The organism is Streptomyces sp. NPDC016677 (genome assembly GCF_055562815.1).
The window spans coordinates 901696-914348 of the sequence record NZ_JBVHEO010000002.1 but is presented as its reverse complement, the minus strand read 5'-3'; the positions used below and the strand labels follow the sequence as shown (position 1 = coordinate 914348).

The window sequence follows — 12653 nt, the reverse complement described above, 5'->3', positions numbered from 1 at the left end:
GTCAGCGCCCTTCTTCGATCCAGGTGGCACACGGGCCGTCGAGCACGATGTCCCAGTGGTAGCCGAGCGAGAACTCCGGCACGGACAGGCTGTGGTCGTACGTCGCCACCAGCCGCTGCCGGGCGGCGTCGTCCGTCACCGACTGCAGGATCGGGTCGTACGGGAACAGCGGGTCGTTCGGGAAGTACATCTGCGTCACCAGCCGCTGGGTGAACGCCGACCCGAAGAGCGAGAAGTGGATGTGCGCCGGACGCCAGGCGTTGACGTGGTTGCGCCACGGGTAGGGGCCCGGCTGGATGGTGGTGAAGCGGTAGCAGCCGTCGTCGTCGGTGATCGTGCGGCCGGCGCCGGTGAAGTTCGGGTCGAGCGGCGCGTCGTGCTGCTCGCGCTGGTGGGCGTAGCGGCCGGCCGAGTTGGCCTGCCAGATCTCGACGAGCTGGCCGCGGACCGGGCGCCCGTCGCGGTCCAGCAGCCGGCCGGAGACGGTGATGCGCTCGCCGACCGGCTCACCCGGGTGCTGGATGGTGAGGTCGTTGTCGACGGCGGTCAGGTCGCGCTCGCCGAAGGCCGGGGAGGACAGCTCCACCAGCTCCGGGTCCTTCGTGACGTCGATGGCGATCGGCGGCTGTTTCGGGTGGCGCAGCAGCGAGGACCGGTACGGGGCGTAGCCGCGCCGAGGGTGGTGCTCGACCGGTCCGCCGTCGGCGAGCCGCTTCTCGTAGGCGGCGCGCTCGGCGGCCATCTCCGCGTCTATGCCGTGCTGGGTGAGAGTGATGGAAGGCGAAGTCATGGAAGACCGTCCCTGTCAGGCGCCCGAGCCAGAATTAGTCAGGGCACTGAGTATTTCGGCGAGGTTTCCCACACGCTGCCATCGACCGGGAGAGTCGTCAAGACCCAGTTCACGGGCTGTTTGTGTGACGTACTCGGGCATCGATGAGGGGGTATCGTTCAGTGCACCGACAAATACGAACACGGGAGCGCACATGGCCGCGGTGGACTTGACCACCCATCCCGGGCATCTGGCCCGGCGGCTCCAGCAGGCGCACTACCTGCTGTGGAACGCGATGGTCTCCGAGGAGATCACCTCGCCGCAGTTCGCGGTCCTCAACGCGCTGGTCGCTCAGCCGGGCCTGGACCAGCGCACGGTGGGGGAGCGGGTGGGGCTCGACCGGTCCACCATCGCCGAGGTGATCAGCAGGCTCAGCCGCCGCGGGCTGATCGACAAGGTGCGCGACCCGCAGGACGGCCGCCGCGCGCTGCTCCGCCCCACGGACGAGGGGACGCGCACCCACCGCAGGCTCACCGTGCGCACGGCCCGGATGAACCAGGTGTTCCTGGCCCCGCTGACCGGGGAGGAGCGGGAACTCTTCTTCCGGCTGATCCAGCGGGTCGCGGACGCCGCCGAGGGACTGCGCGACCCCGGCGAGCCCCTGGCGGCCCCGCGCTGAACCGCCCGCTCAGGACGCCCGCGCGAACACCACCCACACCTGCCCCTCGGCGAACCGCACCGGCGAGCCGTCCGACGCGGTGAACGCCGTACCGTCCGTGGCCGAGCCCCGCCGCCAGGTGGCGCTGTGGGTCCGCCCGTCGCGCAGTACGTCGGCCCGGCCGGAACCGACCGTCTCCACGTACGGCGAGTGGTTGCCCCGGGAGTCGTGCAGCTCGGACTCCCGTACCTTTACGTACTGCACGACGACCGTCGCGGGCGCCAGCCGCTTGCCGCCGGACGTGACGGCCGGGGCGCCGTCCATGCCGAGCAGCCAGCGGTCGCGCTCCCTCGACCAGGTGAACGTGAAGCGCGCCGCCGGGTAGCGCACCGTGCGCGCGCTTTCGGGCCGGCCGCCCGAGGGGGCCGCACCGTACCGGAACCCGGTGGTCAGGGCCGTGTCGCCCGGGGCCGAGGACATCAGGCGGCCGGGGCGCAGATAGAGGTTGTGCGGGGCCGGCCGGCCGAGGTCGCGGACCCAGGCGCCGGACGTCTCGCCGGGCTGCTCCGCCCGCAGCGGCGCGCTGTCGATGCGCGGCAGTAGCTTGCGCTGGGCACCGGAGAAGGCGAGCGTCGGCCGGTCGAACTGGCGCAGCAGCTCCAGATCGGACTCGCGGGCGCTGCGCACGGGGCCGACGGCCGACGGCAGCTTCGTCGCGTACAGGGCCATCAGCCGGCTCAGGCCGCCCTCGACCGGCTCCACATAGACGACGTCCGCCGCCTCCAGTCCCGTGTGGGGGCGGGCGGCACGCACGTTGTCGATCTTCACGGCCAGCGGGGAGGCCGCTTCCAGCGGCGCCCGCGGTGAGGCCGGCTTCCCGGGCGGCGGGGAGGTCGTCCGCGCGGCCGGCGGGGCGGACGTGGCGGCCTCGGCGCTCCGTGACGGTCGCGGCGCGGATCCGCGCCCGTCGTCGTCCGGTGCCGGCCCCGGCCCCGCCGCACAGCCCGCCGCCAGCAGCGCCGCCGCCACCGCCGCGGTCAGCGTGGCCCGCGGCGCGCCGCCCCGTGCCCGCGCCCCGCGCTGTCCCGTCCCTCTTCGCCCGCCTCGTCGCACCCCGACCACCCGTCCACCTTCCACGTCACTGATTGTGCGCCTCTTAGCGCATTTGTTGCCATACCCGACTTCTTATGACAATGCTCCTTCGATCGGCTGATCGGACCAGCGTGGCGGTTCGGGAGGGGGGCCCCGGGTACCCGGGCGCCACCGTACGAGCGAGCAGTCGGGTGACGGAGGGAGCGCGGGACGATGAAGGCAGTGACCTGGCAGGGCAAGCGGGACGTGCGCGTCGAGGAGGTGCCGGACCCGGCGATCCAGGAACCCACGGACGCGGTCATCCGCGTCACCTCCACCGGGCTGTGCGGCTCCGACCTGCACCTCTACGAAGTGCTCACCCCGTTCATGACCCCGGGCGACATCCTCGGACACGAGCCGATGGGCATCGTCGAGGAGGTCGGCCCCGAGGTGCCGAACCTGAAGCCGGGCGACCGGGTCGTGGTGCCGTTCCAGATCGCCTGCGGCCACTGCTACATGTGCGACACCGGCCTGCCCACCCAGTGCGAGACCACCCAGGTCACCGGCGAGGGCATGGGCGCCGCCCTGTTCGGCTACACCCGCCTGTACGGCGCGGTCCCCGGCGGCCAGGCGGAGTACCTGCGGGTCCCGCAGGCCCAGTACGGGCCGATCAAGGTGCCCGAAGGTCCGCCGGACGACCGCTTCGTCTACCTCTCCGACGTGCTGCCCACCGCCTGGCAGGCCGTCGCCTACGCCGGTGTCCCCCAGGGCGGCACCGTCGCCGTGCTCGGCCTCGGCCCCATCGGCGACATGGCCTGCCGGGTCGCACAGGTCAAGGGCGCCGGGCGGGTGTTCGGCGTGGACCTCGTCCCCGAGCGGCTGCGCCGGGCGCGCGAGCGGGGCGTGGAGACGTACGACCTGCGCTCCTTCGACAGCGAGAAGGAACTCGTCGCCGCCATCCAGGACGAGACCGGCGGGCGCGGCCCGGACGCCGTGATCGACGCCGTGGGCACGGAGGCGCACGGCAGCGCGATCGCCAGGCTGGTGCAGCAGGGCGCCGCGATCATGCCCCGCAAGCTCAGCGGCCCCTTGGCGGAACGCATGAGCGTCGACCGCCTCGCCGCCCTCTACACCGCCATCGACCTGGTACGCCGCGGCGGCACCCTGTCGCTGGTCGGCGTCTACGGCGGCATGGCCGACCCGATGCCGATGCTCACCCTGTTCGACAAGCAGATCCAGATGCGGATGGGACAGGCCAACGTACGCCGCTGGAGCGACGACATCCTCACCTACCTCACCGACGAGGACCCGCTCGGCGTCCAGGACTTCGCCACCCACCGGGTGCCGCTCGCCGACGCCCCGCACGCCTACGAGATGTTCCAGAAGAAGCGGGACGGCGCGGTGAAGGTGCTGATGCAGCCCTGATCAGTCCAGGATCTCGGCGCTGCCCCGGCGGCGCAGGTCGGCCAGCCCGCTCAGCATGGCCTCGATCTGCTCGGGGCTATGACCGACCCAGCCTTCGAGCTCCGACACGACGCGTACGGGTTCGCGGGTGCGGTAGGAGCGGGTGGGGTTGCCCGGGAACCGCTTGTCGGTGACGTTGGGGTCGTCCTCCAGAGCGCCGGTCGGCTCCACCACGTAGATCCGCCCCGGCCCGTCGCCGGCCGCCAGTTCGGCGCCCCAGACGGCGGCGTCCAGGGTCTCGGAGACGTAGACGTGGCGGGAGGTGCGCCCTGCCTCGAAGTTGGATGCGTGCCCGGGGGTCAGCAGATCACCCGGAGCCAGGTCGGCCTTCGTGCCGTGCAGGTAGGTTCCCGCCTCGTACACCTGGAAGGGGACAGGGGTGTCGGCCATGCGCTCTCCTTTGGCCTGGCTCGGGACAACGGCCATCAGCGAACCACGCGGCCCGGCCGTCGGAACAGCTCTCGTCGCAGGACCGCCCTCAGGCCGGCGGCGCGAGGATCTCCGCCAGGTCGAACCGGACCGGCTCCTGGAGCTGCGCGAAGGTGCAGCTGTCCGGGGTGCGGTCCGGCCGCCAGCGGCGGAACCGCGCGGTGTGCCGGAACCGCGCCCCGTTCTCCATGTGGTCGTACGCCACCTCGGCCACCCGCTCCGGCCTGAGCGGCACCCAGGACAGGTCCTTCTTGCCCGACCAGCGGCTCGGCGCCCCCGGCAGCCGCGCCGACTCGTGCGCGGCCTCGTCCGCCCAGGCCGCCCACGGATGCCCGGTCACGTCCGCCATCCGCAGCGGCTCCAGCTCCGCCACCAGCTCCGCCCGCCGCTTCATGGTGAACGCCGCGCACACACCGACGTGCTGGAGGGCGCCCCGGTCGTCGTACAGACCGAGCAGCAGCGAGCCGACCACCGGACCGCTCTTGTGGAAGCGGTAACCGGCGACCACCACGTCCGCCGTCCGCTCGTGCTTGACCTTGAACATCGCCCGCTCGTCCGGCCGGTACCGCAGATCGAGCGGCTTGGCCACCACCCCGTCGAGCCCCGCCCCCTCGTACTGCTCGAACCACCGCCGCGCCAGCTCGATGTCCGTCGTCGCCGGCGCCACGTGCACGGGCGCGGTGACCTGGGCCAGCGCCCGCAGCAGCAGCGCCCGGCGGTCGGCCAGCCCCACGTCCAGCAGCGACTCGCCGTCCAGCGCCAGCAGGTCGAAGGCGACGAAGGAGGCCGGGGCCCGCTCGGCCAGTGTCCGCACCCGGGAGTCCGCCGGGTGGATGCGCTCGGTGAGCGCGTCGAAGTCCAGCCGCCCCCGACGGGCGATGACGATCTCCCCGTCGACCACGCACCGCTCGGGCAGCCGCTCCCGCACCGCCGCCACCAGCTCCGGGAAGTACCTGGTCAGTGGCTTGCCGGTGCGGCTGCCGAACTCCACCTCGGCCCCGTCCCGGAACACGATCGCCCGGAACCCGTCCCACTTGGCCTCGTACTGCATCCCCGGCGGGATCTTCGCCACGGACTTGGCGAGCATCGGCTTCACGGGCGGCATCACGGGCAGGTCCATGCACCGATTCTCACCGGGAAAGCCCGCTGTCGCCTGATGTGCGAGGCATGCCCGATGCGCCTACCGTGGCTCGCATGGGTGAAGCGGTGGAGCTGGAGACGGGCGGCCGGACCGTACGGCTGACCAGCCCGGACAAGATCTTCTTCCCGGAGCGCGGCTACACCAAGCTGGACCTGGCCCGCTACTACCAGGCCGTCGCCCCCGGCATCCTGCGCGCCCTGCGCCGCCGCCCCACCACCCTGGAGCGCTACCCGGACGGCGTCACCGGCGAGTGGTTCTACCAGAAACGCGCGCCCAAGAGCATGCCCGACTGGATCCCCACCGCCCACATCACCTTCCCCAGCGGACGCAGCGCCGACGAGATGTGCCCCACCGAGGAGGCCGCGGTGGTGTGGGCCGCCCAGTACGGCACCCTCACCTTCCACCCCTGGCCGGTACGGGCCGACGACGTCGACCACCCCGACGAACTCCGTATCGACCTCGACCCCCAGCCCGGCACCGACTACGACGACGCGGTCCGCGCCGCCCACGAACTACGGGCCGTACTGGACGAGTTCGGCGGCCTGCGTGGCTGGCCCAAGACCTCCGGCGGCCGGGGCCTGCACGTCTTCGTGCCGATCGAGCCGCGCTGGACGTTCACCCAGGTACGCCGCGCCGCCATCGCGGTGGGCCGGGAACTGGAGCGCCGGATGCCCGAGCAGGTCACCATCAAGTGGTGGAAGGAGGAGCGCGGGAAGCGCATCTTCGTCGACTACAACCAGACCGCCCGCGACCGCACCATCGCCTCCGCCTACTCCGTACGCCCCCGCCCGCACGCCCCCGTCTCCGCGCCCCTGTGCTGGGCGGAGGTCGGCGTCGCCCACCCCGCCGACTTCGATCTCACGACCATGCCCGCGCGCTTCGCCGAACTCGGCGACGTGCACGCGGACATGGACGACCACGCCCACTCCCTCGACGCCCTGCTGGAACTGGCGGCGAAGGACGAACGCGACCACGGCCTCGGCGATCTGCCGTACCCGCCCGAGTATCCGAAGATGCCGGGCGAACCCAGACGGGTACAGCCGAGCCGCGCGAAGAGGCAGTCGTGAATCCGTGACCTACAGATCCATGATCCGTACGTCCCGGTAGGACACCACGTCCGTCGTGCCGTGCACCTGGAGCCCGATGTACCCGGCGGCGTACCGCCGTCCGTCGGTGCCCGGGTCGTCCGAGCGCGGGGGCTCGAACTCCTGGCCGCCGGTGTTGTCGAACTCGTTGATCAGCACGCCGTTGCGGTAGACCGAGTAGTGCTGGTCGACCACCCGGATCTCGTAGTCGTTCCAGGTGCCCTTCTGCGTCACCCCGGCGCCGGCGAGTCCCACCCGGTCGAAGCCGTAGACCGAGCCGGTCTTGTACATGTCGCCGACGGGGCTGTCGAACACCTGGACCTCATGGCCGAACTTGATCGCGGCCCACTCCGGACGCGACTCCTCCGGATGGTCGTGGACCCACGGGAAGCGCACGAGCACACCGGAGTTGGCGTTGCCCGTGCCCGGGGCGTCGTCCCGCCACTGGAGCTTCAGCGAGAAGTCGCCGTAGGCGCGCTCCGGGAACCACAGCATGCCCAGGCCGGACTCGGTGGTGCCGGAGGTGATCGACCCGTCCCCGTTGGCCGCGAACGAACCGCCGCCCACCTGCTCCCACTTGGCCAGCGACTCCGCCGTACCGTCCATGATCGTGCGGTAGCCCTCGGTCTGGCCGGGTGTGCCGATGCCGGACTCCCGGGCGGCGGCCCGCACCGCCTCCAGCTCCCGCTGGTCGACGACGCCCTCGGCCAGCAGCCGCGCCGTCACCTCGCGCACGTGCTTGAGGAACAGGGCGTGCGAGGTCCACTCCCGCTCGTCCTCGATCAGCTCGTTGATCCGGCACCGGTTGTTCGTCACCCGGTTGGGCACGCCCGTGTCGACGGTGCCGACGATCACCGTGAGTCGTTCGTCGTACTCCGGGCAGGGCGGCGCCGGCACCCCGCCGCCCGTGACGACGGTGAAGCTCACGCTCAGCGGCTGGGAGACGTTGCCCGCCTTGTCGCTCGCGCGGTACGCCACGGTATGGGTACCGGCGCGGTCGACGAGCACGGGCGCGGTGTACGCCAGGTAGGGCCCGCTGTCGAGGGAGTACTCGATCCCCGCGACGCCCGACCCGCCCGCGTCGGTCGCGCTGACCGTCACCTTCGCGCCGCCGACGTACGCCCCGTTGGCGTTGCGCGTGCCGTCGACGGTCGCGCCGGTCACCGGCGCGGTGGTGTCCCGCGGCGGAGCGGCGACGACCGTGAACTCCACGCTCTTGCCGGCCGCCGCGTTGCCCGCCTTGTCGGTGGCCCGGTAGCGGACGGTGTGGGTGCCGGCCTGGTGCACCATCACCGGCATGGTGTACGGCTGCCAGGCGCCGTCACCGACCGCGTACTCGATGGTGTTGACGCCGGACCCGGTGTCGGAGGCGCTGACGGTCACCGTCGCCATGTCGAGGTAGGCGCCGTCCGCGTTCCGCTCGCCGTCGACCGTCGCCGAGGTCTCCGGCGGCGTGGTGTCGTCGGTGTCCGGGGCGACGACCGTGAACGTCACGCTCTTCTCGGCCGCCGCGTTGCCCGCCTTGTCGAAGGCCCGGTAGCGGACCGTGTGGTCACCGACCTCGTCGATCACGACGGGGGTGGTGTACGGCTGCCAGGCGCCGTCCGCGCCGATCGCGTACTCGACCCGGTCGACGCCCGAGCCGCCCGTGTCGGTGGCACCGATCGCCACGCTCGCCGCACCGACGTACTGCCCCTCGGCGTTCCGCGTGCCCTGCACGTCCGCGCTCGTCTCGGGCGCGGTGGTGTCCTCGCCGCCGCCCTCGGTGACCACCAGGACGCCCTTCATCTCCGTGTGGCCCTGGACGGTGCAGTGGTAGAGGTAGCGGCCGGGGGAGAGGGTGACCTCGGCGGTGTGCCGGCCGCCCTGCGCGTCGAACGGAGTCGCCAGGATGTTCAGCTGCACATCGTTGTTGTACTCGGGGTCGCTGGTGATGAAGGTGAGCGTGTGCGGCATGCCGGTGGTGTTGCCGGTCGCCTCGCTGTTCTCGAAGACGATCGTCGCCGGGCCCGCCACCGCCGTCTCGGGCGCGGAGGTGTACTTGGTGATGTCGTCCCCGGCGGTCCAGGTGAGGACCTGCTGCGCGGCGGGCGCGGCGGCGGCCGGCTCGTCCTCGCCGACGGCCGCGGTCTGGAGCCCCAGCACCATCAGCACACCGGCCAGCAGGGCCGCCCACACTCTTCGTCGCCGTATCACTGTGTCCCCCTCGCCAGCTGTCCTGCGGCCGGCGTCGGCCCGCCGCCCGTGTAGGTGACCCGCCACAGGGCCGACTTGGCGTCCGAGGTGAAGAACCCGCGGCCGTAGTCGAGGACGTACAGCGCCCCGTCCGGACCGAACTTCCAGTCCATCAGGTTCTTGATGCCGTCCGCGCCGACCGGAACGATCTTCTTCAGTGACTCGGAGTGCACCGGCAGACCGCCGTCCCCTTGTGTCTTCGGGTCCATCAGCACCGCGTTGCGCGGTTGTCCCGCGTCGTAGAAGTCGCCGACGAACCACTTGCCGTCCCAGTAGGCGGGCCACTTGGCCGTGCTGTCGCTCGCCGCGTCGTAGCGGTAGACCGGTCCGGTCATCGCCGCCTGGCTGCCGCCGGTGAGCCACGGGAGCAGGTAGGTGCTCTCGTCCTGCTCGTAGGACGGCACGCCGTTCTCGTCGCGCGGGAAGTCCGGGCCGCCGCCCTGCGGCGAGTACCAGATGTTGTTGCCGGTCACCGGCGGCAGGTTGACCAGGCCGTCGTTGTTCGGCGACTCGTTCCTCGGGTGGTCGCAGTCGTACCAGCCCAGCGGCTGCGACGGGTCCGGCAGGTTCCGGTCCCGGTAGGGCTGTTTGTTGCCCATGCAGTACGGCCAGCCCCGGTTGCCCGCCTCGGTGATCGCCGCGAAGGTGTCGTACTTCGCCGGCCCCCAGGTCGGGGACGGGCTGGAGGCGTCCGGGCCGACCCAGCCCGCGTACAGGGTGTCGGTCGCCTTGTCGACGGAGATGCGGGACGGGTTGCGTACGCCCATCACATAGATCTCGCCGCGCGTCTTGCCGCCGCCCTCGGCGGTCTCCTCGCCGGTGAAGAGGTTGCCCTCGGGGAGGGTGTACGTCCCGTCCGGCTCGGGGTGGATGCGCAGGATCTTGCCGTTGAGGTTGTTGGTGTTGCCGGCGGTGCGGCGGGCGTCGGCGAAGGAGACGCCCTTGAAGTTCGGCTCCGGGTTGTTGCCCGAGTAACCGCCGCTGAAGCCACTGGAGTTGTTGTCACCGGTGGCGATGTACAGGTTGTCCTTCGAGTCCCAGGCCATGCCGCCGCCCGCGTGGCAGCAGCTGTGGATCTGCACCGGCCAGTGCAGCAGCACCTTCTCGCTGTCCAGGTCCAGTCTGTTCGTGGCCTGGTCCAGGGTGAAGCGGGAGACGCGCCGCTCGGCCATGTGCGTGTCCCGGTTGATCTCCGAGTGCGGTGTGTAGTGCAGGTACACCCAGCCGTTGTCCTCGAAGTCCGGGTCCAGCTCGATGCCGAGCAGGCCCTCCTCGACCTTGACCAGCTCCTCGCCGCCGCCCTTGTTGCCGAAGACGGTCAGCGCACCGGCGAGGGTGACCTTCTTCGTCTCCGGGTCGTAGACGTGGATCTCGCCCGTGCCCTTGCCGATGTCCGGGTCGTTCCAGTCGGTGACCACCGGCCGGGAGGCGTCCGCGCCGCCCCGGCCGATGTAGAAGACCCGGCCGTCGGGCGCGGTGACCAGGCCGTGCGGCTCGCCGATCTGGTCGTTGTGGCCGGGCTGGTTGGGCTGGGTCAGCCGCTCCGCCTCGTAGTTGCCGGTGATGGCGGCCTTGCAGTCGGCCTGGACCAGCCGGGTCGTCCACAGCAGGGCGCCGCGCAGATGGGTGCGGAAGTCGGTCTCGTCGTAGGAGGAGGCCGTGCCGCCCATGCCGGTGTAGAAGGACCGTCCGCCGTCGTAGTCGCGGCACCAGCTCACCGGGTGGTCCCAGCCGTTGGCGTTCGCCCCCGGCGTGTACGTCGACTCGCGCACCCGCGCCACGGTGTGCACCTCGCCGGACGGGTTCTTCGCCCAGTTCAGCCACTTGTCGGGGCGCTTCCACTGCACCGGCAGGTCCTTGGTGGCCGGGTGCAGCCGGTCGCCGACCTCCACGGTGGCCCGCTGGACGGCGGGCGCGGCCCCGGCGGCGGGACGGGCGCCGATCAGACCGGTGAACCAGTCCGAGTACGGCTCCGCGCGCGCCGCGTCATGGACGCCGAGGAAGCCGCCGCCGGCCTCCATGTACGCCTCAAGACCCGCCTCCTGCTCGGGGTCCAGCACGTCCCCGCCGCCGGTCAGGAACACCACCGCGTTGAAGCGGCCGAGCCGCTTCTCGTTGGTGAACACCGACGCGTCACCCGTGGCCGTGACCGTGAAACGCTGGTCCGTGGGCCCGGTCAGGCCGATCCGCTCGATCGCCGCGATACCGGCGTTGACGACCGGCGACTCCTCGCCGGCCGCGGCCGACCCGTAGAAGACCAGCACCCGGACATCGGCACTGCCCGGCGGCGACTTGATCGACATCGTTGTCAGGGGCGGTTCCGGGGCGGGGAACGCGCCGGCCGCGGGGGCCGACAGCAACCCCGCGGTCAGGAACCCGGCGGTCAGCGCCGCCGCCCGGACCCGTCTTCTCTTTCCCGTGGCGCTCAACCCTCGTAAGTGCATGGGCCTGTGTGATGCAGAGAACCGCACGTGGTCACCCACCCCTCCTCGGTCGCGGCAGCAGCGCCAAGGAAGCTAGACCTCTTTGCCCGACTCGCCAATAGGTATGACCGGGATACGCAGAACTTTGTCCTGAGTGTGGATAAACGGCGGGGTGGCCGGTACTGTCGCACAGGTTCATCACAGCTACGTCCCGTCAATCCCGTGACCAGATGGGGGAGTTCGGCATGGACATCGGCATGGACAGACGCGGCTTCAACCGGCGGGTGCTGCTGGGCGGCGCGGCCGTCGCGACCTCGCTGTCCGTGGCGGCGTCGGAGTCGTCCGGCGCCCCCGCGGCCGCCGCCGCGGTGAGGACGGCTCCGGCCGGGGGAGCGGTCCGGCACCTCAAGCTGTACGCGGAACGGCTCTCCGGCGGGCAGATGGGATACGGCCTGGAGAAGGGGAAGGCGACGGTCCCCGGGCCGCTGATCGAGCTGAACGAGGGCGACACGCTCCACGTCGAGTTCGAGAACACCATGGACATCCCGGTCAGCCTGCACGTCCACGGCCTGGACTACGAGATCACCAGTGACGGCACCGCGATGAACAAGAGCGACGTCCCGCCCGGCGGCACCCGGACCTACACCTGGCGCACCCACAAGCCCGGCCGACGGGCCGACGGCACCTGGCGGCCCGGCAGCGCCGGCTACTGGCACTACCACGACCACGTCGTCGGCACCGAGCACGGCACCGGCGGCATACGCAACGGCCTGTACGGGCCGGTGATCGTCCGCCGCGTGGGCGACATCCTGCCGGACGCCACACACACCGTCGTCTTCAACGACATGCTCATCAACAACCGGCCCGCCCACACCGGACCCGACTTCGAGGCCACCGTCGGCGACCGCGTCGAGTTCGTGATGATCACGCACGGCGAGTACTACCACACCTTCCACATGCACGGTCACCGCTGGGCGGACAACCGCACGGGCCTGCTCACCGGCCCCGACGACCCCAGCCGGGTCATCGACAACAAGATCACCGGCCCGGCCGACTCCTTCGGCTTCCAGGTGATCGCCGGGGAGGGCGTGGGCGCCGGGGCGTGGATGTACCACTGCCATGTGCAGAGCCACTCCGACATGGGCATGGTGGGGCTGTTCCTGGTGAAGAAGGCGGACGGGACGATCCCCGGGTACGACCCGCACGACCACGGAGACCACGGGCCGGACGCGAAGGCGGCGCCCGAGGGCACCGCGGAGCGGTCGTCGAACGAGACACCGAACGAGACGCCGAACGAGACGCCGGAGGAGACGCCGGAGAAGACCTCGCAGCACCACCACTGACGGTGTCCCCCCGGTGGCCCACGGCTATCCTGATC

At 71.4% G+C, this 12653-nt stretch carries 10 protein-coding genes; 4 read left to right on the top strand and 6 right to left on the bottom strand.

The features are described 5' to 3' along the window. Position 1: 1 nt before the first annotated feature. Entirely contained in the window at positions 2–775 is a 774-nt protein-coding gene (gene pcaH, locus ACZ3IG_RS09390) for a protocatechuate 3,4-dioxygenase subunit beta (RefSeq protein ID WP_467430582.1), read from the bottom strand. A gap of 208 nt (positions 776–983) precedes the next feature. Between pcaH and ACZ3IG_RS09385 the strand changes: the two genes are divergently transcribed. Continuing rightward, a complete protein-coding gene (locus ACZ3IG_RS09385; protein WP_467430395.1) occupies positions 984–1448 on the top strand; it encodes a MarR family winged helix-turn-helix transcriptional regulator in 465 nt (154 codons plus the stop codon). 9 nt (positions 1449–1457) lie between these two features. Here the strand turns inward: ACZ3IG_RS09385 and ACZ3IG_RS09380 are convergent, their stop codons facing one another. Further along, positions 1458–2564 carry a DUF3048 domain-containing protein gene (locus ACZ3IG_RS09380; RefSeq protein ID WP_467430393.1) on the bottom strand — a complete coding sequence of 369 codons (1107 nt, stop codon included), beginning with the start codon at positions 2562–2564 and terminating at the stop codon, positions 1458–1460. A 168-nt stretch (positions 2565–2732) separates the two neighbouring features. On the opposite strand from ACZ3IG_RS09380, the gene ACZ3IG_RS09375 reads away from it, so the two are divergent. Then, complete coding sequence (locus tag ACZ3IG_RS09375; RefSeq protein ID WP_467430392.1) at positions 2733–3923, top strand: zinc-dependent alcohol dehydrogenase; 1191 nt, start codon at positions 2733–2735, stop codon at positions 3921–3923. Here ACZ3IG_RS09375 and arr read toward each other — a convergent pair whose 3' ends face one another. Then, positions 3924–4352, bottom strand: coding sequence for an NAD(+)--rifampin ADP-ribosyltransferase (gene arr, locus ACZ3IG_RS09370; RefSeq protein ID WP_467430390.1), 429 nt, complete (start codon positions 4350–4352; stop codon positions 3924–3926). An 88-nt stretch (positions 4353–4440) separates the two neighbouring features. Next, positions 4441–5511 carry an ATP-dependent DNA ligase gene (locus ACZ3IG_RS09365; protein WP_467430389.1) on the bottom strand — a complete coding sequence of 357 codons (1071 nt, stop codon included), beginning with the start codon at positions 5509–5511 and terminating at the stop codon, positions 4441–4443. Positions 5512–5585: 74 nt separating this feature from the next. On the opposite strand from ACZ3IG_RS09365, the gene ligD reads away from it, so the two are divergent. Further along, on the top strand, positions 5586–6599 hold the full coding sequence (gene ligD / locus ACZ3IG_RS09360) for a non-homologous end-joining DNA ligase (RefSeq protein WP_467430387.1): 1014 nt from the start codon (positions 5586–5588) through the stop codon (positions 6597–6599). Positions 6600–6608: 9 nt separating this feature from the next. Here the strand turns inward: ligD and ACZ3IG_RS09355 are convergent, their stop codons facing one another. After that, positions 6609–8795: an OmpL47-type beta-barrel domain-containing protein gene (locus ACZ3IG_RS09355; RefSeq protein ID WP_467430580.1), complete on the bottom strand. Its 2187-nt coding sequence runs from the start codon at positions 8793–8795 to the stop codon at positions 6609–6611. Between the two features lie 14 nt (positions 8796–8809). Then, positions 8810–11296, bottom strand: a complete 2487-nt coding sequence (locus ACZ3IG_RS09350; RefSeq protein WP_467430386.1) for a ThuA domain-containing protein — start codon at positions 11294–11296, stop codon at positions 8810–8812. A gap of 236 nt (positions 11297–11532) precedes the next feature. Between ACZ3IG_RS09350 and ACZ3IG_RS09345 the strand changes: the two genes are divergently transcribed. Further along, positions 11533–12618 carry a multicopper oxidase domain-containing protein gene (locus ACZ3IG_RS09345; RefSeq protein ID WP_467430578.1) on the top strand — a complete coding sequence of 362 codons (1086 nt, stop codon included), beginning with the start codon at positions 11533–11535 and terminating at the stop codon, positions 12616–12618. Positions 12619–12653: the final 35 nt, after the last annotated feature.

What these genes read in the sequence shown, in the direction of transcription:
- arr (WP_467430390.1), bottom strand. Translation starts at nt 4,352, where the DNA reads ATGGCCGACACCCCTGTCCCCTTCCAGGTGTACGAGGCGGGAACCTAC.
- ACZ3IG_RS09375 (WP_467430392.1), top strand. Translation starts at nt 2,733, where the DNA reads ATGAAGGCAGTGACCTGGCAGGGCAAGCGGGACGTGCGCGTCGAGGAG.
- ACZ3IG_RS09350 (WP_467430386.1), bottom strand. Translation starts at nt 11,296, where the DNA reads ATGCACTTACGAGGGTTGAGCGCCACGGGAAAGAGAAGACGGGTCCGG.
- ligD (WP_467430387.1), top strand. Translation starts at nt 5,586, where the DNA reads ATGGGTGAAGCGGTGGAGCTGGAGACGGGCGGCCGGACCGTACGGCTG.
- ACZ3IG_RS09345 (WP_467430578.1), top strand. Translation starts at nt 11,533, where the DNA reads ATGGACAGACGCGGCTTCAACCGGCGGGTGCTGCTGGGCGGCGCGGCC.
- ACZ3IG_RS09385 (WP_467430395.1), top strand. Translation starts at nt 984, where the DNA reads ATGGCCGCGGTGGACTTGACCACCCATCCCGGGCATCTGGCCCGGCGG.
- ACZ3IG_RS09365 (WP_467430389.1), bottom strand. Translation starts at nt 5,511, where the DNA reads ATGGACCTGCCCGTGATGCCGCCCGTGAAGCCGATGCTCGCCAAGTCC.